Genomic DNA, 23,673 nt, shown 5'->3' with positions numbered 1-23,673 from the left:
GCCCGTACCGGTGCTGGATCTCCGGAATGCAGGTGACCAGCAGCGCGAAGGTGGTGCCCTGGAGCAGGAAGCTGACGGCGAGCGCGGCGCCGGCGCCGCGGCGCGCCGGCGGGGGGGGCGGGGGGGCCCGTCGGGGGCCGTCAGTGGAAGCTGTGCTCCGCCGCCGGGAAGGCGCCGCCGCGGACGTCCTCGGCGAACGCGCGGGCGGCGTCGCCGAGGACGGTCCGCAGGTCGGCGTACTGCTTGACGAACTTGGGCACCCGGCCCGCCGTCATGCCGGCCATGTCGGTCCAGACCAGGACCTGGGCGTCGGTGTCGGGCCCGCCGCCGATGCCGACGGTCGGGATGGTCAGCTGCTCGGTGACCTGGGCGGCCAGCTCGGCCGGCACCGCCTCCAGCACGACCGCGAAGGCGCCCGACTGCTGGACGGCCTTGGCGTCGCGCAGCAGCTGGTGCGCCGCCTCGTCGCCGCGGCCCTGGACGGGGTAGCCGCCGAAGGCGTGTACGGACTGCGGGGTGAGGCCGATGTGCGCCATCACCGGGACGCCGGCCTCGACCAGCAGCTCGATCGAGCGGGCGCTGCGCTCCCCGCCCTCCAGCTTGACCGCGCCGACCCCGGCCTCCTTCATCAGCCGGGCCGCGTTGCGCATGGCCTGCGCGGGGGACTCCTGGTAGGAGCCGAACGGCAGGTCGGCGACGATCATCGCGCGCTTGGTGCCGCGGACGACGGCGGCGGAGAGCATCACCATCTGATCCATGGTCACGGGCACGGTGGTCTCGTAGCCGAGGTGGCAGTTGCCGGCGGAGTCGCCGACCAGCAGGACGGGGATGCCGGCCTCGTCGAACACCCCGGCGGTGAGGGCGTCGTAGGCGGTGAGCATCGACCACTTCTCGCCGCGCTGTTTGGCGGTGGCGAGGTCGCGGACGGTGATGCGGCGGTTGGTGACCCCGCCGTAGAGGGTGGCGGTCGCCGCCTGGTTCTGGGCAGGCGAAGGCGAAGAAGCGTTCATCGAACGGACTCCTGAAGGGTTGTCGTCTCGTGGCGCCGTACGGCGTCCCCGGATCACCTCCATGCTTGCACGCCCCGGCGTGCGCGCAAAGGGGCGTGCAGGCGCGCGGGTGCGATCTGTGGCACACCGGCCGCCGGCCGGCGGGCTTTGCCGCGTTTTTACGAAACGGATTCGTCTCGTATCGAAATGGCCGCTACCCTGGTGCCGGGGGGTTACGAGACGACCATGGCTCGGAATTGCCCGCCAGTGCCACACCACCACGGACGGGAAGACCAATGACCACCGCAGCCGCGCCACCCCGCGTGCCGGAAGCCATCCACCGCCGCCGCTGGGCGATCCTCTGCACCCTGGTGCTCGCCCTGCTCGTCGTCGTCCTCGACAACTCGATCCTCAACGTCGCGATGAAGACCATCGCGACCCCCGCGCCGGTCGGCCTCGGCGCCAGCCAGAGCGACCTGGAGTGGTCGATCAACTCCTACACCCTGGTGTTCGCCGGGCTGCTCTTCACCTCCGGCCTGCTCGGCGACCGCTTCGGCCGCAAGCGCGCGCTGCTCGGCGGCATGGTGGTCTTCGGCATCGCCTCGCTGCTCTCCGCGCTGGCCGCCTCGCCCGGTGAACTCGTCGGCTACCGCGCCCTGATGGGCGTCGGCGCCGCGCTCGCGATGCCCGCCACGCTGGCCATCATCATGAACGTGTTCGAGCGCTCCGAGCAGCCCAAGGCGATCGGCATCTGGGCCGGCGCGGTCGGCCTGGCCATCGCCATCGGCCCGATCACCGGCGGCCTGCTGATCGAGCACTTCTGGTGGGGCTCGGTCTTCCTGGTCAACGTCCCGATCGTGATCGTCGCGGTGATCGCGATGGTCGTCCTGGTGCCCGAGTCCAAGGACCCGAACCCCGGCAAGCTCGACCCGATAGGCGTGCTGCTGTCGATCATCGGCCTGGTCGCGCTGATCTACGGCATCATCAAGGGCGGCGAGCTGGCCGACTTCACCGCCGCCGAGGCCTGGGTGCCGACGCTGATCGGCGTGCTGGCGCTGGCCGCCTTCGTCTGGTTCGAGCGCCGCACCCGCTTCCCCGCGCTGGACGTCACCTGGTTCCGCAACAAGGTGTTCAGCGCCTCCGTCGTGGTCGTCGGCGTGGTCTTCTTCGCGCTGATGGGCGTCTCCTTCTTCGGCGTCTTCTACATCCAGAGCGTGCGCGGCTACAGCGCGCTCCAGGCCGGCCTGCTGATGCTGCCGCTGGCCGTCGCCCAGCTGCTGTTCGCGCCGCGGGCCCGGCTGGTGGTCGACCGCTTCGGCGTCGCCGCCACCGCCGCCGTCGGCATGCTGCTGATCGCGGTCGGCTTCGTCGGCTACACCCTGCTGGGCGTCGACACGCCGATCTGGGTGCTGATCGTGCTCGGCCTGCTGATGGGCACCGGCATGGCGCACGTCATGCCGCCGGTCACCGTCGCGATCATGGCCTCGCTGCCCCGCGAGAAGGCCGGCGCGGGCTCGGCCGTCAACAACACCTTCCGCCAGGTCGGCGGCTCGCTCGGCGTCGCCGTGCTCGGCGCGGTGCTCTCCACCGTCTACCGCGACGGCATGGCCGACACGCTCAACCAGCTGCCCGACGACCTGCGCGGCAAGGCCGGCGAGTCGCTGGAGGCCACCCTGGCCATCGCCGAGCGGATGGGACCCAAGGGCGCCGCGCTGATCGGCCCGGCCGACGACGCCTTCGTCAGCGCCATGCACGTGGTGGCCTCGCTCTCCGCGGGCATCACGGTGGTCGGCGCGCTGATCGCCTGGTTCCTGCTGCCGCGCCGGTCGGCCGCCCCCGGCGGCCCGGCCGGGAAGGCCGCCGAGCAGCCAGACCAGAGCCGCAAGGCCGTGGCCGCGGACGCCTGACCCGCGATCGCACTGAGCGACAATGGCCCTGTCACCCGGGTGAACCCCCGGGCGGCAGGGCCGAGGTCCAGGACGGCGGCCGCCACCCGGCCCGGTCCACGGACCACCATCGGAACCCGGTCCACGGACCACCATCGGAAACGGAACGGCGCCCGTGCGCCACGCGGACAGCGAGGGAGTACAGCGGGGATGAAGACGGACACCCCGGCCGCCGGGGCCGGACAGCCCTGCGCCGCCGTACGCCGCGGCCGCCCGCGCAGCGAGGCCGCCGAGCAGGCCATCTTCGCCGCCGTCGAGGACCTGATGGCCGGCGGCACCGCGCTGTCCGAGCTCACCATCGAGGGCATCGCCGCCGCGGCCGGCGTCGGCAAGGCCACCATCTACCGGCGCTGGCCCAACAAGGAGGCCCTGCTGGTCGACGTGGTCAGCAGGCTGGAAGTCCCGATGCCCGCGCCGACCGACGGCACCGCCCGGGACCACCTGATCGAGATGATCGACTACATGCGCCGGCGCGGCCTCGCCAAGCGCTCCCGCTGGGTGCTCAAGGCCGCCCTCGGCCAGATGCAGAGCCTGCCCGACCTGTACAGCGCGTACCGCGACCGGGTGATCAAGCCCCGCCGGGAGGCGGGGCTCGCCCTGATCCGCCGCGCCATGGACGAGGGCGTGCTGCGGACCGACCTCGACGTCGAGCTCCTCGGCGACATGCTGATGGGCCCGATCCTGTACCGCAGCATCCTCTGGGACGACTCCGACCTGGAGGACCCGGACCTGGCCCGCCGGATGGTCGACTCGCTGCTCGAAGGCCTGGCGCCGCACGCGGCCTCCGGCTCCCGCGGCTGAACGCGCTCCCGCGCCCCGGACCCGCCCCGGTCCCGTACCCGCAACGACCTGCACCGACCTGTGTCCGACCCGCGCCCGGCGTGGCCTGGCTCACCAAACCGGGCCACGCCGGAACCCGCTCCGACGGCCCCGCGTCTGTCCCGGCATAGGCTGAGCCGGGTATCCGATCAAACCGGCACCAGTCCGGCACCCGCCCGTACCGCACGGGCCGGACACCGGACCGGCGACGGCACGAACAACGGGAGCCACGGATGACGCAGGCGGACAGGACCGACCGGAGCACGGCCGGCCCCTGGGGCGAGGCGGGCGCCCCGGCCCCCGCGGGCCGTCCCGGAGGATTCCTGGGCCTGCGGCACTGGGGCCGGGACGGCCGCGGCGCCACCACCTGGCGGCGCGGCCTGGTCGTCGCGGTGCTGGCCGTGCTCGCCGCCCTGCTGATGGCCCTCCACGCCGACGTCCCCAACAGCGCCGGCAACCTCGGCAGCCTGCTGGAGACCTTCCTGCCCTGGATCGGCCTGGCCGTCCCGGTGCTGCTGGTCCCCGCGCTGCTGCGCCGCTCCGCCACCGCGCTGATCGCGCTGCTGCTGCCCGTCGCGATCTGGCTCAACCTGTTCGGCGGCCTGCTCAGCGACAAGAGCGGCGGCACCGGCGACTGGACGGTGGTCAGCCACAACGTCGCCGCCGCCAACCCCGACGTGCCGGGCACCGTCCGCGGCCTGGTGGCCTCCGGCGCCCAGATCGTCGCCCTCCAGGAACTGGCCGGCAAGCCGCTGCGCGACTACGAGAGCGGGCTCGCCGAGGCGTACCCGTACCACGAGGTGGAAGGGACGGTCGGCCTCTGGTCGAAGTACCCGATCAGCGGAGTCTCGCCGGTGGACCTCAAGATGGGCTGGACCAGGGCGTTCCGGGCCCAGGTCGCCACCCCGCAGGGCCCGGTCGCGGTGTACGTCGCGCACCTGCCGTCGGTGCGGCTGAAGGCCGAGGGCGGCTTCACCGTCGACCAGCGGGACGTCAGCGCGCAGGCGCTCGGCGACGCGATCCAGGCCGAGCCGGTGAAGAAGGTCCTGCTGCTCGGCGACCTCAACGGCACCATGAACGACCGCAGCCTGGCGCCGGTCACCTCGCAGATGCGCTCGGCCCAGGGCGCCGCCGGGGACGGCTTCGGCTTCAGCTGGCCGGCGTCCTTCCCGATGGCCCGGATCGACCAGATCATGAGCAAGGGCGGCCTCGCGCCGGTCGACTCCCGCACCCTGCCCCGGGACGGCAGCGACCACCTCGCGGTGGCCGCCACCTACCGGTTCAATTAGGTCAGCCCCGCCGCCAGCGGTTGGTGATCGGCAGGCGGCGGTCCCGGCCGAAGTTCTTGACCGAGATCTTGGGGCCCGGCGGGTACTGCCGCCGCTTGTACTCGGCCGTGTCGACCAGCCGGACCACCCGGTCCACCACGGCCGGGTCGAAGCCGGCCGCGACGATCGCGTCCCGCCCCTCGTCGCCCTCGATGTAGCGGGCCAGCACGCTGTCCAGCAGGTCGTAGTCGGGCAGCGAGTCGCTGTCCTTCTGGTCCGGCCGCAGCTCGGCGGACGGCGGCTTGGAGATGGTGTTCTCCGGGATCGGCGGCACCTCGCCGCGCCGCCCGGCCTCCTCGTTGCGCCAGTGGGCCAGCCGGAAGACCAGCGACTTGTAGACGTCCTTGATCGGCCCGAACGCGCCCACCGAGTCGCCGTACAGGGTCGAGTAGCCGACGGCCAGCTCGCTCTTGTTGCCGGGCGCGAGCACGATGTGCCCCTCCTGGTTGGAGATCGCCATCAGCAGGGTGCCGCGCAGCCGGGACTGCAGGTTCTCCTCGGCCAGGCCGGTCAGCTCGGTCGCGCCCAGGTAGGCGTCGAACATCGGGGCGATGGAGACGGTGCGGTAGTGCAGCCCGGTCCGGCGGGCCAGCTCGGCCGCGTCGTCCCGGGAGTGCTGCGAGGAGTAGCGGCTGGGCATGGAGACGCAGTGCACGTTCTCGGCGCCGATCGCGTCCACCGCGATGGCCGCCACCAGCGCCGAGTCGATGCCGCCGGAGAGGCCGATCAGCACCGAACGGAAGCCGTTCTTGGTGACGTACGCCCGGGTGCCGGAGACCAGCGCGGCCCAGATCTCCGCCTCGTCGGACAGCCGCGGCGCCACCTCGGGGGCCGGGGTGTCCGCGGGCGCGGCCTGCGGCTCGCCGCCCAGGTCGGTGCGGACGAGGTGCAGCCCGTCGCTCAGCAGCAGGCCGTCGGTGTGGTCGTCGCCGGCGGCCGGCAGGTCGAGGTCCAGCACCAGCAGGTGCTCCTCGAACTGCGGGGAGCGGGCCAGCACCTCGCCGTCCGCGCCGACCACGATCGAGTCGCCGTCGAAGACCAGCTCGTCCTGGCCGCCGACCATGTTGACGTAGGCCAGCGGGCAGCCCGCCTCGGCGGCCCGGCGCCGGACCAGCTCCAGCCGCTGGTCGTCCTTGTTCCGCTCGTACGGCGAGCCGTTGACCACCAGCAGCAGCCCGGCCCCGGCCTCGCGGGCCGCGGTGACCCGGCCGCCGTCCTGCCAGATGTCCTCGCAGATGGCCAGCGCGACGTCCACTCCGTGCAGCCGCAGCACCGGCAGCTGCTCGCCCGGGACGAACCAGCGGTACTCGTCGAACACTCCGTAGTTGGGCAGGTGGTGCTTGGCGAAGCGGGTCACCACCTCGCCCCGGTGCAGCACGGCGGCGCAGTTCTGCGGGGAGCCGGCCGGGCGGCCGAACCTCGGCGAGGCGTGCTCGGAGCGCCCGAGGTAGCCGACCACCACCGGCACCTCGCCCAGCCCGTCGGCGGCCAGCCGCCCGGCCAGCTCGACCAGCGCGCCCCGGGACGCCTCGACGAAGGAACTGCGCAGGGCGAGGTCCTCGACGGGGTAGCCGGTCAGGGCCATCTCGGGGAAGGCGACCAGCTGGGCGCCGGCCTCCACGGCCTGCCTGGTCCAGCGCACCACCTCATCGCTGTTGCGGGCGATGTCACCGACCCAGGGGTCGATCTGGCTCAGGGCGAGACGGAGATTGGGCATGCCCCCGAGTGTAATCGTCGAACTGACGCAATGTGCTGTCCGGGGGGTCGGACCAGGGTCCGGACTGCCGTCCCGCGCGGTGATCGGACATGATGGGGGCAGTCGCGTCCGGGGGTCTTCCGGGCGTAACACGAGCGTAAAGAGCAGAGGTGAGACTGTCCCCATGGGCAAGCAGCAGCAGTTCGTGCTTCGGACGCTTGAGGAGCGTGACATCCGGTTCGTCCGGCTGTGGTTCACCGACGTGCTCGGGTTCCTGAAGTCGGTCGCGGTGGCTCCGGCCGAACTGGAGCAGGCCTTCGAGGAGGGCATCGGCTTCGACGGCTCGGCGATCGAGGGCTTCGCCCGGGTCTACGAGTCCGACATGATCGCCAAGCCGGACCCGACCACCTTCCAGATCCTGCCGTGGCGCTCGGAGACCCCCGGCACCGCCCGGATGTTCTGCGACATCCTGATGCCCGACGGCTCGCCGTCCTACGCCGACCCCCGGTTCGTGCTCAAGCGCACCCTGGAGAAGGCCTCCGCCCAGGGCTTCACCTTCTACACCCACCCCGAGATCGAGTTCTTCCTGCTGAAGAACCTGCCCGGCGACGGCACCCCGCCGATCCCCGCCGACCAGTCCGGCTACTTCGACCACACCCCGCGCGGGGTCGGCCACGACTTCCGTCGACAGGCCATCACCATGCTGGAGTCGATGGGCATCTCGGTGGAGTTCTCCCACCACGAGGGCGCCCCCGGCCAGCAGGAGATCGACCTGCGCTACGCCGACGCGCTGTCCACCGCCGACAACATCATGACCTTCCGTCTGGTCATGAAGGAGGTCGCGCTGGAGCAGGGCGTGCACGCCAGCTTCATGCCCAAGCCGTTCTCCGACCACCCCGGCTCGGGCATGCACACCCACCTGTCGCTGTTCGAGGGCGACCGCAACGCCTTCCACGAGACCGGCGCCGAGTACCAGCTCTCCAAGGTCGGCCGCTCCTTCATCGCCGGCCTGCTCAAGCACGCCGCCGAGACCGCCGCCGTCACCAACCAGTGGGTGAACTCCTACAAGCGGATCTGGGGCGGCTCCCAGCGCACCGCCGGGGCCGGCGGCGAGGCCCCGTCCTACATCTGCTGGGGCCACAACAACCGCTCGGCGCTGATCCGGGTGCCGATGTACAAGCCCGGCAAGCAGGGCTCCACCCGGATCGAGGTCCGCTCCCTGGACACCGGCTGCAACCCGTACCTCGCCTACGCCGTCACCCTCGCGGCCGGCCTCAAGGGCATCGAGGAGGGCTACGAGCTCCCGCCGGGCGCCGACGACGACGTCTGGGCGCTGACCGACTCCGAGCGCCGCGCCCTCGGGATCCAGCCGATGCCGCAGAACCTCGGCGAGGCGATCGACCTGATGCAGCGCAGCGAGCTCGTCGCCGAGACCCTCGGCGAGCACGTCTTCGACTTCTTCCTGCGCAACAAGCGGCAGGAGTGGGAGGAGTACCGCTCCGAGGTGACACCGTTCGAGCTGCGCAAGAACCTCCAGGTGCTCTGAGCGCCTGAGCGGCTCAAACACCTTCGGGCCCGCTGTCGTTCGATCGGATGACAGCGGGCCGTCCGCTCGGGTGGATCGTTTCCCCAATGGCGGTATGTGAAGATCCTGTGACGGACGGTTGTGGTCCGATGGGCGTGCTCGTCCGTTCCGTCCCGAGAGGATCCCATGCCCTCCTCCGCTGTCAGCCGCGCCGCCGCGGCCCGTCTGCTCGCCCGCCGGACCGTCGTCGCGGGCGCCGCCCTCGCCGCCGTCGCGAGCCAGCTGCTGGCCACCCCGATCGCCGACGCCCGTGGCTCCGGCTCCGGCTCGTCGAACCCGCACCCGCGCGCCGAGACCATCTCCGAGAACCCGCTGCCGTTCACCACCCGCTTCCAGGGCGACTTCCACGGCTCCGTCACCAGGATCAGCAACTCGCTGATGACCTGTGACGAGACCAAGGCACCCCTCGACCCGGAGCAGCCGCCCTGCGAGGACGCCCGCAAGGGCCTCGGCAGCATGCCGATCAACAACAAGTACGAGATGAAGTACATCAACATCGACCCGGGCTCCATCGGCCCGCTCGGTGACCCGATCTACTCCGCCAGCTCCGCCGACCTCGGCCTGATCGACGGCTCCAAGGTCAAGTACGCCCGGCTGTACTGGGGCGGCACCCGCGGCATCGGCGACACCGTGCTGCCGGAGAACCAGATCGACGAGGTGTACCTCAAGGTCCCGGGCGAGAAGCAGTACCGGGACATCGCCAACGACCAGCCGTCCATCGGCTACATCACCACCGACGTGGAGAGCAGCTACCAGGCCTCCGCCGACATCACCGACCTGGTCAGGAACGCCGGCAACGGCACCTACACCGTCGCCAACATGGACTCGGTGGTGAAGCCGCACAGTTGGGGCGGCTGGACGATCGTCGTCGCGTACGAGAACGACTGCAAGCCGATGCGGCACATCCACCTGTGGGACGGCTTCCAGGTCGAGCTGCCGGACAGCCCGACGCGGCAGATCAAGCTCGCGGGGCTGCAGACGCCGCAGAGCGGTCAGCTCCACGGCAAGCTCGGCTGGGTGGTCTACGACGGCGACCTCAAGTGGACCGGCGACACCCTGTCGGTCAAGTCCACCAACGGGCCCGAGACGCTGTTCTCCGACATCAACCACGCGCCGAACGACGCCTTCAACTCCACCATCGAGGAGTTGACCCCGGAGGACCAGTTCGTCCGCAACCCGTACAACCGCAACAACTTCGGCTACGACTCCAACCGCTGGGACATCTCGCCGTACCTGCGCAACGGGGACACCGACCTCACCGCCACCTTCAACACCCAGAAGGACGGCTACGACATCGGCGTCTTCTACGCCTACGTCAACCTGGACGGCTCCACCGACGCCTGACCGGCCGCCGCCCGGCGCCGCTGCCGCCCCACCCGCACCGCGCGGGCCGGCAGCGGCGCCGCCGCGTTCCCGCCGGGCCGGCGCGGCGCGCCGCGCAGCAGCCGCTCGCACGGCCGCTCCACCCAGCGGTACAGGCCCGCCGCCACCGCCAGCGACCCCCCGGCCAGCAGCAGCCAGACCCCGAGCGCCGCCGCCCCGGGCGCCGGGCGGCCCAACTCGGCGAGCCAGCAGCGGATGCCGATCTCGTGCACCAGGTACCAGGCGTAGGACCACTCGCCGAGCCGCACCGCCGTCCGTCCGGCCGGCCCCCGCCCGGCCAGACCCCGTCCGACCGGACCCTGTCCTCCTGGCAGCCGGGGCGCCGCACCGGCCGCGTCCCGCTGGGCCGCCGCCACCAGCAGCGCCGCGAACAGCGCCGCCGGCACCAGCTGGGAGGCGCTGTACGGGCCCCACCACAGCGCGTCCGGGACGGCCGCGTGCCAGGGCGCCAGCAGCAGGTGCCAGCCCGCCACCGCCGCGGCCGCCGCGCCGAGCCGCACCCGGGGGACCATCCCGTGCCGCACCGCCAGCCCGACCGCCACCCCGAGCACGAACTGCGGGGTACGGGCCAGCGGCAGGTAGTCCAGCAGCCAGCCGCGCACCGTCGGATCGGCCGGCAGCAGCGGGCCCGCCGCCCACAGCGCCGGGCCGAGCGCCGCGCACACCGCCGCCACCGGCAGCCAGGCCCGGCGGCGCGGCGCCAGCAACCGCAGCAGCAGCGGGAACAGCAGGTAGAACCAGGCCTCGGCGCCCAGCGACCAGGACGCCGGATTGCCGCCGTACACCGTCGCCTGCGCCCACGGATGCACCAGCAGCAGCGACCAGAGCGCGGCCGCCACCGGTAGTGCCGTGCCGATCGCGGCGTCCGCGCCCAGCGACAGCACGGTGCTCAGCACGTGCAGCGGCCAGATCCGGGCGAACCGGCGGCGGGCGAACGCCCCGGCGGGGACGGGCGAGCCGCCGTACGTCCAGGCCAGGACGAAACCGGACAGGACGAAGAAGAACGTCACCCCCGAGCGCCCGTACCAGGCGAGCGGGTCGAGCACCGGCAGCCCGCCGACCTTGCGGGACAGGTGGTAGAGCACCACCAGCAGGGCCGCCCAGAAGCGCAGCCCGGTGAGCGAGGGCAGGCGGCTGGGCATCGGCGCTCCGGAACGGGACGGGACGGGGTGGGACGGGGTGGGACGGGGTGGGACGGGGTGGCACGGGATGGGACGGGGTGGCACGGTCGGCGCGGGGAGAACGAGCGCGGCGGGCCCGAGGTCACGGACGGACGGCGCGGCGCGCGGCGGCGGGCCGTCCGGCGGTCGTGTCCGGCGGGGGGCCGTCAGGGCGCGTAACCTGCTGGGGCGGACGGATGGAGGGGCCATGGCGGTGGACGAACAGCGGGCCGGGAGCCGGGTCAGCCGGCCGGAGATCAGGCTGGTCAGGCGAGGGTTCACCGACCCGGCGCAGGCGGTGCGGCTGCTGGCGGGCCCCGGCCTGGAAGGCCTGGCCGACGACCCGGTGCTGCTGGACGCGCTCGGCGCCACCGCCGACCCCGACCTCGCCCTGCTCGGCCTGGCCCGGCTGCTGGAGGCCGCCGACCAGGCCGAACGGCACACCCTGCGCGACACCCTCACCACCTCCAAGCCGCTGCGCGACCGGCTGCTCGGCGTGCTCGGCGTCTCCACCGCGCTCGCCGACCACCTGGCCCGGCACCCGCACGACTGGCACATGCTGGTCACCTTCGAGCTGCGCGACATGCACCCCGGCCCGGAGGACTTCCGCCGCGCGCTCGCCGAGGGCGTCCGGCGCGGCCGGGAGGGCGGCCGCAGCCCGGCGGACGCGCTGCGCGTCGCCTACCGCCGCTGCCTGCTCGCCATCGCCGCCCGCGACCTCACCGGCACCACCGACCTCGCGCAGACCGCCGCCGAACTCGCCGACCTGGCCGGCGCCACCCTGCAGACCGCCCTGGACCTCGCCGCCGAGCAGGACCAGGACGCCGCCCGGGCCTGCCGGCTCGCCGTGATCGGCATGGGCAAGTGCGGCGGCCGCGAACTCAACTACGTCTCCGACGTCGACGTCATCTTCGTCGCCGAGCCGCGCGAGGGCGTGGACGAGCACGAGGCCGTCAAGGCCGCCACCAGGCTCGCCGCCGCCCTCACCCGGCTCTGCGCGGACACCACCGGCGAGGGCACCATCTGGCCGGTGGACGCCAACCTGCGCCCCGAGGGCCGCAACGGCCCGCTGGTGCGCACCCTGGCCAGCCACCTCGCCTACTACCAGCGCTGGGCCAAGACCTGGGAGTTCCAGGCGCTGCTCAAGGCCCGCCCGGTCGCCGGGGACGCCGAACTCGGCGCCGCCTACCTGGAGTCGCTGGCCCCGATGGTCTGGCAGGCCGCCGCCCGGGACAACTTCGTCACCGACGTGCAGCAGATGCGCCGCCGGGTCATCGACTCGATCCCCGCCACCGAACTGGACCGCCAGCTCAAGCTCGGCCCCGGCGGGCTGCGCGACGTCGAGTTCTCCGTCCAACTGCTCCAGCTGGTGCACGGCCGCACCGATCCGGCGCTGCGCAGCGGCAACACCCTGGAGGCGCTGGCCGCGCTCTCCCGCGGCGGGTACGTCGGCCGGGCGGACGCCGTCTCGCTGGACACCGCCTACCGCTTCCTGCGCTCCCTGGAGCACCGGATCCAGCTCTACCGGCTGCGCCGCACCCACCTGATGCCCACCGGCGCGGAGGACCTGCGCCGGCTGGCCCGCTCGCTGGCCGCGCTGATCAACGACGACACCCGCTCCGACCCGGTGGCCGCGCTGCAGCGCGAGTGGAAGCGGCACGCGGTGGAGGTCCGGCGGCTGCACGAGAAGCTGTTCTACCGGCCGCTGCTCGACGCCGTCGCCGAACTGCCGCCGGGCGCGGCCGGGTTGACCCCGGACGCGGCCCGGGCCCGGCTGGAGGCGCTGGGCTACGCGGACCCGGCCGCCGCGCTGCGCCACCTCAGCGCGCTCGCCTCCGGGGTGAGCCGCAAGGCCGCGATCCAGCGCACCCTGCTGCCGGTGCTGCTCGGCTGGTTCGCCGACTCGGCCGATCCGGACGCCGGGCTGCTCAACTTCCGCCAGGTCTCCGACGCGCTCGGCCGCACCCCCTGGTACCTGCGGCTGCTGCGCGACGAGAGCGCCGCCGCCGAGCAGCTGGCCCGGGTGCTGTCGGCCGGCCGGCTCGCCCCCGACCTGCTGCTGCGCGCCCCCGAGGCGGTCGCCATGCTGGGCGACCCGCAGGGCCTGGCGCCGCGCGGCCGGGCCGCCCTGGAGCAGGAGATACTGGCCGCCGTCGGCCGGGCCGGATCCACCGCCGCGGCCGTCGCCGCCGCCCGCTCGGTGCGCCGCCGGGAGCTGTTCCGCACCGCCGCCGCGGACGTCCTCGGCCGCCTCGGCGAGGACCCGGCGGAGGCGCTGGACACCGCGGGGGAGGCGCTGACCGCGCTGAACGCCGCCACCCTCCAGGGCGCGCTGCGCGCCTGCACGGCCGGCTGGGAGGCCGAGCACGGCGACCTGCCGACCCGGATCGCGGTGATCGCGATGGGCCGGTTCGGCGGCCACGAGCTGGGCTACGGCTCGGACGCCGACGTGCTCTTCGTCCACGAGCCGCTGCTCGGCTCGCTGGAGCAGGACGCCGCCCGGGCCGCCCAGGCGGTCTGCAACGAGCTGCGGACCCTGCTCGGCGCGCCGTCCACCGAGCCGCCGCTGCTGGTCGACGCCGACCTGCGGCCGGAGGGGCGCAGCGGCCCGCTGGTGCGCACCCTCGCCTCGTACGCGGCGTACTACCGGCGCTGGTCGCACGCCTGGGAGAGCCAGGCGCTGCTGCGCGCCGAGCCGGTGGCCGGGGACGAGGAGCTGGGCGCGCGGTTCCGGCAGCTGATCGACCCGCTGCGCTACCCGGGCGTCGGGGTGCCGGAGCGGGACCTGGTGGAGATCCGCCGGATCAAGGCGCGGATCGAGGCCGAGCGGCTGCCGCGCGGCGCCGACCCGACCACGCACACCAAGATCGGCCGCGGCGGGCTGGCCGACGTGGAGTGGACGGTGCAACTGTTCCAGCTCCAGCACGGGCACGAGCTGCCGGCCCTGCGCACCACCCGGACCAGGGCCGCGCTGGCGGCCGCCGCCGGGGCCGGGCTGGTCGGGCGGTCGGACGCGCAGGTGCTGGACGCGGCCTGGGTGCTGGCCTCCCGGGTGCGCTCGGCGGTGATGCTGGTGCGCGGCCGGCCCGGCGACAGCTTCCCCGGGGAGGCCCGGGAGCTGGCAGGGGTGGCCCGCTACCTCGGGTACGGCGCCGGGCACAGCGGCGAGCTGGTGGACGACTACCGGCGGACCACCCGGCGGGCCCGGGCGGTGGTGGAGCGGCTGTTCTACGGCGGCTGAGGCCGGGGGTTGAGGCCGGCGTCGAGGCCGGCGGCTGAGGCTCGGGCACGCGAAAGGGGCCCCGGGTGGGGCCCCTTCGGTTCGTCCAGGTCCGGCAGCTCTACCGGCGGGCGCTGCTCACCGCGGGTTCGCTCCACTGCTCGGGGACGGTGATCGGCTCCTCCGCCGTCTCCCGGGCGGGCACCTGGGGCAGTTTGTAGACCCAGGAGCGGTACATCCAGCGGGCGGTGAGGAAGCCCAGGGCGAGGCAGAGCTCACCGCCGACGGCGTCCATCCAGAAGTGGTTGGCGGTCGAGACGATCACCGTCAGGGTGGCCAGCGGGTAGAGCAGGCCGAGCACCCGGACCCACGTCCGGCGGGCCAGGTAGAAGATGGCCAGCCCGCACCACATCGACCAGCCGATGTGCATCGAGGGCATCGCCGCATACTGGTTGGACACGTGCGCGGCGGGCCCGGAGGCCATCGAGCCCCAGGTGCCGTGGACCTTCACGGTGTCGATGAAGCCGCCGTCGGTCATCAGCCGGGGCGGGGCCAGCGGGAAGAAGTAGAAGCCGATCAGGGCGATCGCGGTGGTGGCGAACAGCACGGTGCGGGCGGCGACGTAGCGGCCGGGGTGGCGGCGGTAGAGCCAGACCAGCACGCCGATGGTCACGATGAAGTGCAGGGTCGCGTAGTAGTAGTTCATCCCGGTGATGAGCCACCCGACGCTGTCGACGGCGTGGTTGATCGAACGCTCGACGGCGATGCCCAGCGACTGCTCCAGGTCCCAGATCCAGCGCGTGTGCTTCTGGGCTATCGAGGCCTGCTCCGGGACGGCGTTGCGGATGATCGAGTAGATCCAGTAGCTGATCCCGATCAGGGCCAGTTCGAACCAGATCTTCGGCCGGGCCGGTGAGCGCCGTTGGTCGCGGATGCGGCCGCGCAGTGCGGCGATACGGGACTGGGTGGCGCGGGCGGCTCCGTCGGGCAGGCGTCCCGAGGAGGCCGGCCGTGCTCCGGAACCGTCACCGAGCGCCGCTTCGGCCCGCTGTGCGCGGCCGTGTTGGATCTTGGTCGGTTCCCCCATGGACGAGAAGTCTGCCAGACGTCCCGTCGCCGTCCGATCATCCCCTGGCAGTGGATTCTTCACCGGCTGTCCCCCTTGAGGGCTAGGGGGAGGCTCCCACCGGGGTAGGGGGTGAGGTCGGGTCTGGTGCTTACCGGTGGGACAGGCATGCGTCCCATTGTTACGCCGACCGCTCCAAGGGCGTAATCGGGGTGGCGGCAACGGTCCTGGCCTGGAGTTTCCCGGAAAGAAACCGTTTCTGCATCTTGCTGAAACATATTGCAGGCCGCTAGCTTCCAGGGAACTCGCTCACCCCTTCCCCTAAGGGAGACCCTCAGTGGCCGATGTCCGGCTCCGCCCCCGGCGGAGCACCCCCCGACGCAGACCCGGCCGCACGGCCGTCCTGCTGGCCGCCGCGCTGACCGCAGCCACCCTCGGCAGCGCCCCCGCGGCCCTCGCCGCCGCCCCGCCGCCCCCGCCCTCGGACGCCGCCCTGGCGGCCACCGCCGGGCGGCACGACCTCAGCCGCGAGCAGTTCTACTTCGTCCTGCCCGACCGCTTCGCCAACGGCGACCCCGCCAACGACACGGGGGGCATCACCGGCGGCCGGCTGGACCACGGCTTCGACCCGGCCGACAAGGGCTTCTACCACGGCGGTGACCTGGCCGGCCTGATCCAGCGGCTCGACTACATCCAGAACCTCGGCACCACCGCGATCTGGATGGCGCCGATCTTCAAGAACAAGCCGGTCCAGGGCAGCGGCGACCAGGCCTCGGCCGGCTACCACGGCTACTGGATCACCGACTTCACCCAGGTCGACCCGCACTTCGGCACCAACGACCAGCTCAAGGACCTGATAGCCAAGGCCCACGCCCGCGGCATCAAGGTCTTCTTCGACGTCATCACCAACCACACCGCCGACGTCATCGACGACGCCGAGCAGCAGCACGGCTACCGCTCCGTCGGCGCCTACCCGACCCTCGACGCCGACGGCAACCCCGTCGACGAGACCGCGATCGCCGACGCGGGCGCCCCCTGGCCGCGGCTCACCAAGGACTCCTTCCCCTACACCCCGGTCTTCCGCAAGCCCGTCGACGCCACGGCCAAGACCCCGTCCTGGCTCAACGACCCCGCGCTCTACCACAACCGCGGTGACTCGACCTTCGTCGGCGAGTCCGCCACCGAGGGCGACTTCAGCGGCCTGGACGACCTCGACACCCAGAACCCCCGGGTGGTGAAGGGCTTCGAGAAGGTCTACCAGCAGTGGGTCAAGGACGCCGGCGTGGACGGCTTCCGGATCGACACCGTCAAGCACGTCAACATGGCGTTCTGGCAGCAGTGGGCGCCCGCGCTCAAGGACTTCGCCGCCAAGCAGGGCAACAAGAAGTTCTTCATGTTCGGCGAGGTCTACTCCGGCGACCCGGCGATCACCTCGCCGTACGTCACCAAGGGCAAGCTCCAGGCCACCCTGGACTTCCCGTTCCAGGGCGCCGCCCGCGGCTACGTCTCCCAGGGCGGCTCGGCGAAGAACCTCGCCGACGTCTACGGCCAGGACTACCGCTACACCACCGCCGACACCGACGCGTACGAGCTGCCGACCTTCCTCGGCAACCACGACATGGGCCGGTTCGGCTCCTTCCTGCTCGCCGACAACCCGGGCGCCGACGAGGCCACCCTGCTGAAGAAGGACCGGCTCGGCACCGAGCTCCAGTTCCTCACCCGCGGCCAGCCCGTCGTCTACTACGGCGACGAACAGGGCTTCACCGGCGCGGGCGGTGACCAGGACGCCCGACAGGACATGTTCGCCTCCAAGACGCCCTCCTACAACGGCGACCGGGTGCTCGGCGGCCCCTCCGGCCCGGCCGACCGGTACGGGCAGGGCGGCGCGCTCTACCAGGACGTCGCCGCGCTGGCCAAGCTGCGCCGCGACAACCCGGCGCTCGCCGACGGCGCCCAGATCGAGCGCTACGCCGCCGACGGCGCGGGCGTGTACGCCTTCTCCCGGATCGACGCCGGGCAGCGGACCGAGTACCTGGTGGCGGTCAACAACGCCGCCGAGGCGAAGACCGTCACCCTGGACACCTTCTCCGCCGGGATGGGCTTCGACCGGATCTACCCGGCAACGGGCGGGAAGGCGACCTCCGGCGCCGACCGCAAGGTCACCGTGACCGTGCCGGCGCTCTCCTCGGTGGTGTTCAAGGCCGGCGCCGGGCTCGCCCCCACCACGGCGGCGCCGCAGCTCTCCGTGCAGCCGCCGGCCGACGGTTCGAGCGGCACCGTCACCGTCGGCGCCACGACCGGCGGCGGCTTCAACCGCGTCACCTTCGCCGCCCAGATCGGCACCGGGCCCTGGCAGACCCTGGGCACCGCCGACACCGGGAAGAACCTGGTCACCCAGGACCTGGGCGCCACCGCCCCCGGCACGGCCGTCCGCTACAAGGCCGTCGTCCAGGACTCCAGCGGCCGGCTGCGCTCCGCCACCGCGAGCTTCACCACCGGCGCCCCCGCACCCAAGCCGATGCCCACCGCCGCCGCCCGCCCGTACGCCGTCGTGCACTACAACCGGCCGGACGGCGACTACGACGGCTGGAACCTCTACGCCTGGGGCGACCTCGCCGACGGCGAGGCCACCCCGTGGCCCGCCGGGCACGCCTTCACCGGCCGGGACGCGTACGGGGCCTTCGCCTACGTGAAGCTCAAGCCCGGCGCCTCGGACGTCGGGTTCGTCGTCGAGAAGAACGGCGTCAAGGACGTCGACGCCGACCGCCACGTCGACGTCGGCGCCACCGGCGAGGTCTGGCTCCGGCAGGGCGACCCGGCCGTGCGCACCGCCGACCCGGGCCCGGTGAACACTCCGCCCGCCAACACCGCCGTCCTCCACTACAACCGGGCCGACGGCGACTACGACGGCTGGGGCCTGCACGACTGGACCGGCGCGGCCACCCCCACCGACTGGGGCAAGCCGCTGATGCCGGTGCGCCGCGACGCCTTCGGCGCCGTCTTCGAGGTGCCGCTGGCCCCCGGCGCGACCAGCCTCAGCTACATCCTGCACAAGGGCAACGACAAGGACCTGCCCACCGACCAGTCCCTGAACCTCGCCGTCGACGGCCGCGAGGTGTGGCTGCTCGGCGGCCGCGAGGGCCACCTGCTGCCGCAGAACGCCGCCGCCTCCGCGCAGGTGGACCTCGGCACCGCCAAGGCCCAGTGGATCGACGCCAGGACCGTCGTCGTCCCGGCGGCCTACGGCGCGGGCGACGCGGCCCTGGCCGGCGGCACCAGCGCCCAGCTGGTGTACGACCCCGAGGGCGGCATCCGCGCCGACAAGGGCGCGCTGACCAAGCCCGGCCGGTGGATCCGGCTCAACGCCGCCCAGGGCGGCCTGACCGCCGCGCAGAAGGCCGCGTTCCCGCACCTGGCGGGCTACCGGGCCTTCACCGTGGACGCCCGGGACACCGCCCGCGTCCCGGCCGCGCTGCGCAGCCAGCTGCTGTTCACCGAACACCTGCCCAGCGGCGCCGTGCTGGCCGCCACCGGCGTGCAGACCCCCGGCGTGCTGGACGACCTCTACGCGCGCCGCACCGGCCGGGTGGACTTCGGCCCGGCCTACTACAACGGCAAGGTGGCGCTGTCGGTGTGGGCGCCGACCGCGCAGGAGGTGTCCGTCCAGGTCTTCGACAGTGCGACCGGCGGCACCCCGAAGACGCTGCCGCTGAAGCTGGACGACGAGACCGGCGTCTGGGAAGTCGTCCGCGACAAGGGCGAGTTGGACGGCAAGTACTACCTGTACCAGGTGAAGGTCTGGGCGCCCTCCGTCCAGCAGGTGGTGGTCAACACCGTCACCGACCCGTACTCGGTCGCGCTGTCCACCGACTCCAGGCGCAGCCTGGTCGCCGACCTCGCCGCCAAGGAGCTCAAGCCCGCGGGCTGGGAGGAGCAGAACGTCCCCGAGCCCGTCCCGCCGGCGCAGCAGCAGATCCAGGAACTGCACGTCCGGGACTTCTCGGTGGAGGACACCACCGTCCCGGCCGCCGAGCGCGGCACCTACCTGGCGTTCACCGAGTCGCAGTCGGCCGGCATGCGGCACCTGCGGGAGCTCGCCCAGGCCGGGGTGACCACCGTCCACCTGCTGCCGACCTTCGACATCGCCACCATCCGGGAGAACCGGGCCGACCAGAAGCTGCCGGCCTGCGACCTCAAGTCCCTGCCCCCGGACGGTCCGAAGCAGCAGGAGTGCGTGGCGGCCGTCGCGGCCGACGACGCGTACAACTGGGGCTACGACCCGCTGCACTACACCGTGCCGGAGGGGTCGTACGCCACGGAGACGAACGGGACGGCGCGCACCGTCGAATTCCGGCGGATGGTGCAGGCGATGCACGAGGCCGGGCTGCGGGTGGTGCTGGACGTGGTCTACAACCACACCGCCGCCAGCGGCCAGGCCGAGCACTCGGTGCTGGACAGGGTCGTCCCCGGCTACTACCAGCGGTTGGACGACAACGGCAAGGTCACCGCGGACAGTTGCTGCGCCGACACCGCGCCCGAGCACGCCATGATGAACCGGCTCGTGGTCGACTCGGTGACCACCTGGGCCCGCGAGTACAAGGTCGACGGCTTCCGCTTCGACCTGATGGGCCTGGACCCGAAGTCCACCATGCTGGACGTGCAGGCCGCGCTGCGGAAGATGACGCCCGCCTCGGACGGCATCGACGGGAAGAACGTCTTCCTCTACGGCGAGGGCTGGAACTTCGGCGTCGTCGCGAACAACGCCCGGTTCGAGCAGGCCACCCAGCTCAACCTGGCCGGCACCGGCATCGCCACCTTCGACGACCGGCTCCGCGACGCCGCCCGCGGCGGCAACTTCATGCTGAACTCCGCCCCGCAGCAGGGCTTCGCCTCGGGCCTGTACACCGACCCCAACGGCTCGCCCGCCAACGGCACCCCGCAGGAGCAGAAGGACCGGCTGCTGCACCAGATGGACCAGCTGAAGGTCGGACTGGCCGGCAACCTGGCCGGCTACTCCTTCACCGACAGCTCGGGCCGGGCCGTCACCGGCGCGCAGGTCGACTACAACGGCGCCCCGACCGGGTACGCGGCCAAGCCGGGCGAGGCGGTGGAGTACGTGGACGCCCACGACAACACCGACCTGTTCGACGCGCTCGCGTACAAGCTGCCGACCGGCACCGCGCCCGCCGACCGGGCCCGGATGCAGGCGCTCGGGCTCTCGCTCACCGCGCTCACCCAAGGCGCGGGCTTCGCCCAGGCCGGCAGCGACCTGCTGCGCTCCAAGTCGCTGGACGCCAACTCCTACGACTCGGGCGACTGGTTCAACGCCATCCACTGGGACGCGACGCAGGGCAACGGCTGGGGCCGGGGCCTGCCGCCGGCGGCCGACAACAAGGAGATGTGGCCGACCGCGCAGTCCCTGCTGGCGAACCCGCGGCTGACCGTGGGGGCGGCCGAGATCCGTGCGACCTCCGCGCAGTACCAGGAGTTCCTGCGGATCAAGCAGTCCTCGCCGCTGTTCTCGCTGCCCACCCTGGCCGCCGTCCAGCAGCGGCTGTCCTACCCGCTCTCCGGCACGCCCGGTGAGACGCCCGGGGTGATCACCCTGCACCTGGACGGCACCGGGCTGAAGGGCGCCGAGAAGGGCGTCACCGTGGTGTTCAACGCCACGCCCACCGCGCAGGCGCAGACCGTGGCGGCCCTGAAGGGGACGGGCCAGGCCCTGCACCCGGTCCAGGCGGGCGGCGCGGACGCGGTGGTGAAGCAGTCCGGCTTCGACGCCGCGACCGGCACCTTCACCGTGCCGGGCCGCACCGTGGCGGTGTTCGTCCAGGGCTGATCGACGAACTCCGGAACCCCCGGGTCCCGCACCGCCGTTGTGGCGGCGCGGGACCCGTTTCGTTTTGGCCGCCCGGTGGCCGGAAAGCACCGATGGCACGGCCGGAAGCGTGATGTGCCGCCCCCGCCCGGTGCCGTCGGCCGCCGGGTGGCGCGGGCGGGGGCCCTGAGCGCTGGTCAGTGACTTCCGGAAGTGATCGAACATTCCCCGGATCATGAAAACCGTGTTCATGAGTTCTCAAAGGGGTAACACAACTGATGAACAGTCATGCATACGGTTTCGGTAATGAATCGGCCATTCCGTGGCATGCATCTGTCATTGACGACTCGTTTGCTGCCACGATTCCTGCGGCTGCAGACGAGGGGGCCCCACCCCCCGGTGCAGCCGACCAGATCAGGTGCAGCGCGTCCCAAACCTGCCACGACTTGTGAGCACCGCAACCGCACCCCCGTCGCACACCCCGGGCGGGGGCCCCCACTGCGCCGCAACCCCGCGGCCCAGGTTTCTCTCCACCGGTGCGAACCCGCGCCGGTCGGAAAAGGAGTCCGCATGTCCCGTTACGCTCACGCCCGGAAGGCCGCGGTTGTCATGGCCGCAACCACCGCGCTGCTGGTGACCGGCATACCGGTCATCGCGCAGGCCGCGACGCCCGACGCCCCGTCCGCCGTCGCCGCCCAGCAGTCGGACCGGGCCGCGCTGATCGCCTCCGCGAACCAGCAGTCCGCGTCCTTCGCCCAGGCCCTGGGCCTGAGCGGCCAGGAGAAGCTGGTCACCAAGGACGTCGTCCTGGACACCAACGGCGGCCGCCACCTGCGCTACGAGCGCACCTACGCCGGACTCCCGGTGCTCGGCGGCGACCTGATCGTCCACCAGGACGCCGCGGGCGCCACCAAGAGCGTGACCAAGGCCAGCGAGGCCAACCTCAGCGGCGTCAGCACCACGCCGGCCCAGGCCGCGCCGAAGGCCCAGGCCGCCGCGCTCGCCGCCGAGCAGGGCGCCGCCGTCGACACCGCGCCGCGCCTGGTCGTCTGGGCCGCCGACGGCACCCCGAAGCTCGCCTGGGAGACCGTCGTCTCCGGCCGCGAGTCCGACGGCACCCCGAGCAAGCTGCACGTGGTCACCGACGCCGCGACCGGCGACGTGCTCAGCAAGGCCGACGGCATCAAGCGCGGCTCCGGCAACGGCGTGTTCGTCGGCAACGTGCCGCTGACCACCACCCAGAGCGGCTCGACGTACTCGCTGAAGGACGCCACCCGCGGCGGCCAGTACACCACCGACATGAAGAACGGCACCTCCGGCAACGGCACGCTGTTCAGCAAGTCGAGCGACACCTGGGGCAACGGCCAGGCCAGCAACCGCGAGTCCGCCGCCGTGGACGCCCAGTTCGGCGCGGCCGCCACCTGGGACTTCTACAAGAACTCCTTCGGCCGCACGGGCATCAAGAACGACGGCGTCGGCGCGATGAGCCGGGTCCACTACGACACCGGCTACGTCAACGCGTTCTGGGACGACAGCTGCTTCTGCATGACGTACGGCGACGGCTCGGGCGACACCCACCCGCTGACCGAACTCGACGTCTCCGGCCACGAGATGAGCCACGGCGTCACCTCCGCCACCGCCAACCTGAACTACTCGGGCGAGTCCGGCGGCCTCAACGAGGCGACCTCCGACATCATGGGCACCGGCGTCGAGTTCTACGCCAACCTGCCCGCCAACCCGCCGAACTACCTCATCGGCGAGCTGATCGACATCAACGGCAACGGCACGCCGCTGCGCTACATGGACAAGCCCTCCAAGGACGGCACCTCGGCCGACTCCTGGTACTCGGGCGTCGGCAACCTGGACGTGCACTACTCGTCCGGTGTCGCCAACCACTTCTTCTACCTGCTGTCCGAGGGCAGCGGCGCGAAGACCATCAACGGCTTCAACTACAACAGCCCGACGGTCAACAACATCACCGTCACCGGCATCGGCCGCGACAAGGCGCTGCAGGTCTGGTACAAGGCGCTGACCGCGTACATGACCTCCACCACCAACTACGCCGCCGCCCGCACCGCGACCCTGAACGCGGCCACCGACCTGTACGGCGCGAACAGCGCCGAGTACAACGCGGTCGCCACGGCCTGGGCCGCCGTCAACGTCGGCTCGCTGCCCAACCCCGGCGGCATCACCGTCACCAGTCCGGGCAACCAGTCCACCGCGGTCGGCGGTGCGGTGAACCTCCAGATCAACGCTTCCGGTGGTACCGCGCCGCTGTCGTACAGTGCGACGGGTCTGCCGGCCGGGCTGGCGATCAACGCCTCCACCGGCGCGATCACCGGTACCGCCACCACGGCGGGCTCGTCGAACGTGACGGTGACGGTGAAGGACTCGGCGGGCAAGTCGGGTACCGCGAGCTTCACGTGGACGGTGACCGGTGGCGGTGGCGGCACCTGCACGCCGGCGCAGCTGCTGGGCAACGCGGGCTTCGAGACGGGCTCGGCGGCGCCGTGGACGACCAGCTCCGGTGTGGTGGACAACAGCTCCTCGCAGGCGGCGCACGGTGGCTCGTGGAAGGCGTGGCTGAACGGCTACGGTTCCTCGCACACCGACACGCTGGCGCAGACGGTGACGATCCCGGCGGGCTGCAAGGCGACGCTGAG

The 23,673-nt window shown here is 72.5% G+C and carries 12 protein-coding genes; 8 read left to right on the top strand and 4 right to left on the bottom strand.

Going from position 1 to position 23,673, the window contains the following annotated elements; all coding sequences use genetic code 11:
- Positions 1-140: 140 nt before the first annotated feature.
- Complete coding sequence (panB, locus tag ACFV61_RS24120; RefSeq protein ID WP_063347352.1) at positions 141-1,010, bottom strand: 3-methyl-2-oxobutanoate hydroxymethyltransferase; 870 nt, start codon at positions 1,008-1,010, stop codon at positions 141-143.
- A gap of 275 nt (positions 1,011-1,285) precedes the next feature.
- Here panB and ACFV61_RS24115 point away from each other — a divergent pair, with 275 nt between their 5' ends.
- The 3 genes from ACFV61_RS24115 (at position 1,286) to ACFV61_RS24105 (ending at position 5,043) form a co-directional block, all read left to right on the top strand.
- Positions 1,286-2,896: an MFS transporter gene (locus ACFV61_RS24115; protein WP_063347351.1), complete on the top strand. Its 1,611-nt coding sequence runs from the start codon at positions 1,286-1,288 to the stop codon at positions 2,894-2,896.
- A 189-nt stretch (positions 2,897-3,085) separates the two neighbouring features.
- The gene (locus ACFV61_RS24110; RefSeq protein ID WP_063347350.1) at positions 3,086-3,736 is read left to right on the top strand and encodes a TetR/AcrR family transcriptional regulator; all 651 of its coding nucleotides are present in this window, start codon (positions 3,086-3,088) and stop codon (positions 3,734-3,736) included.
- 437 nt (positions 3,737-4,173) lie between these two features.
- On the top strand, positions 4,174-5,043 hold the full coding sequence (locus ACFV61_RS24105) for an endonuclease/exonuclease/phosphatase family protein (protein WP_363580978.1): 870 nt from the start codon (positions 4,174-4,176) through the stop codon (positions 5,041-5,043).
- Position 5,044: 1 nt separating this feature from the next.
- Here the strand turns inward: ACFV61_RS24105 and ACFV61_RS24100 are convergent, their stop codons facing one another.
- The gene (locus ACFV61_RS24100; RefSeq protein ID WP_380337575.1) at positions 5,045-6,799 is read right to left on the bottom strand and encodes an NAD+ synthase; all 1,755 of its coding nucleotides are present in this window, start codon (positions 6,797-6,799) and stop codon (positions 5,045-5,047) included.
- A gap of 163 nt (positions 6,800-6,962) precedes the next feature.
- Here ACFV61_RS24100 and glnA point away from each other — a divergent pair, with 163 nt between their 5' ends.
- Together glnA and ACFV61_RS24090 are read left to right on the top strand one after the other, a co-directional pair.
- Positions 6,963-8,324 (top strand): type I glutamate--ammonia ligase, encoded by a 1,362-nt coding sequence (gene glnA, locus ACFV61_RS24095; RefSeq protein ID WP_063347345.1) that lies wholly within the window; start codon positions 6,963-6,965, stop codon positions 8,322-8,324.
- A 165-nt stretch (positions 8,325-8,489) separates the two neighbouring features.
- Positions 8,490-9,707, top strand: coding sequence for a hypothetical protein (locus tag ACFV61_RS24090; RefSeq protein ID WP_063347344.1), 1,218 nt, complete (start codon positions 8,490-8,492; stop codon positions 9,705-9,707).
- Here ACFV61_RS24090 and ACFV61_RS24085 read toward each other — a convergent pair.
- Positions 9,674-10,888 (bottom strand): acyltransferase family protein, encoded by a 1,215-nt coding sequence (locus tag ACFV61_RS24085; RefSeq protein WP_380493810.1) that lies wholly within the window; start codon positions 10,886-10,888, stop codon positions 9,674-9,676. The two genes, ACFV61_RS24090 and ACFV61_RS24085, sit on opposite strands and share 34 nt — an antisense overlap.
- Before the next feature lie 226 nt (positions 10,889-11,114).
- On the opposite strand from ACFV61_RS24085, the gene ACFV61_RS24080 reads away from it, so the two are divergent.
- Entirely contained in the window at positions 11,115-14,147 is a 3,033-nt protein-coding gene (locus ACFV61_RS24080) for a bifunctional [glutamine synthetase] adenylyltransferase/[glutamine synthetase]-adenylyl-L-tyrosine phosphorylase (RefSeq protein ID WP_380370603.1), read from the top strand.
- 100 nt (positions 14,148-14,247) lie between these two features.
- Here the strand turns inward: ACFV61_RS24080 and ACFV61_RS24075 are convergent, their stop codons facing one another.
- Positions 14,248-15,213, bottom strand: coding sequence for a phosphatase PAP2 family protein (locus ACFV61_RS24075; RefSeq protein ID WP_063347341.1), 966 nt, complete (start codon positions 15,211-15,213; stop codon positions 14,248-14,250).
- 316 nt (positions 15,214-15,529) lie between these two features.
- Here ACFV61_RS24075 and pulA point away from each other — a divergent pair, with 316 nt between their 5' ends.
- The gene (gene pulA / locus ACFV61_RS24070) at positions 15,530-21,031 is read left to right on the top strand and encodes a pullulanase-type alpha-1,6-glucosidase (RefSeq protein ID WP_380493808.1); all 5,502 of its coding nucleotides are present in this window, start codon (positions 15,530-15,532) and stop codon (positions 21,029-21,031) included.
- Positions 21,032-21,580: 549 nt separating this feature from the next.
- The coding region (locus ACFV61_RS24065; RefSeq protein ID WP_380493806.1) for a M4 family metallopeptidase at positions 21,581-23,673 on the top strand (2,093 nt) is incomplete at its 3' end.

The sequence above is a fragment of the Kitasatospora sp. NPDC059817 genome, from assembly GCF_042731835.1.
In the GTDB taxonomy this organism is placed as follows: Bacteria; Actinomycetota; Actinomycetes; order Streptomycetales; family Streptomycetaceae; genus Kitasatospora.
This window is presented reverse-complemented; position numbering and strand designations above follow the sequence as displayed.

What these genes read in the sequence shown, in the direction of transcription:
- ACFV61_RS24090 (WP_063347344.1), top strand. Translation starts at nt 8,490, where the DNA reads ATGCCCTCCTCCGCTGTCAGCCGCGCCGCCGCGGCCCGTCTGCTCGCC.
- ACFV61_RS24075 (WP_063347341.1), bottom strand. Translation starts at nt 15,213, where the DNA reads ATGGGGGAACCGACCAAGATCCAACACGGCCGCGCACAGCGGGCCGAA.
- ACFV61_RS24105 (WP_363580978.1), top strand. Translation starts at nt 4,174, where the DNA reads ATGGCCCTCCACGCCGACGTCCCCAACAGCGCCGGCAACCTCGGCAGC.
- ACFV61_RS24085 (WP_380493810.1), bottom strand. Translation starts at nt 10,888, where the DNA reads ATGCCCAGCCGCCTGCCCTCGCTCACCGGGCTGCGCTTCTGGGCGGCC.
- ACFV61_RS24080 (WP_380370603.1), top strand. Translation starts at nt 11,115, where the DNA reads ATGGCGGTGGACGAACAGCGGGCCGGGAGCCGGGTCAGCCGGCCGGAG.
- glnA (WP_063347345.1), top strand. Translation starts at nt 6,963, where the DNA reads ATGGGCAAGCAGCAGCAGTTCGTGCTTCGGACGCTTGAGGAGCGTGAC.
- ACFV61_RS24100 (WP_380337575.1), bottom strand. Translation starts at nt 6,799, where the DNA reads ATGCCCAATCTCCGTCTCGCCCTGAGCCAGATCGACCCCTGGGTCGGT.
- ACFV61_RS24115 (WP_063347351.1), top strand. Translation starts at nt 1,286, where the DNA reads ATGACCACCGCAGCCGCGCCACCCCGCGTGCCGGAAGCCATCCACCGC.
- panB (WP_063347352.1), bottom strand. Translation starts at nt 1,010, where the DNA reads ATGAACGCTTCTTCGCCTTCGCCTGCCCAGAACCAGGCGGCGACCGCC.
- ACFV61_RS24110 (WP_063347350.1), top strand. Translation starts at nt 3,086, where the DNA reads ATGAAGACGGACACCCCGGCCGCCGGGGCCGGACAGCCCTGCGCCGCC.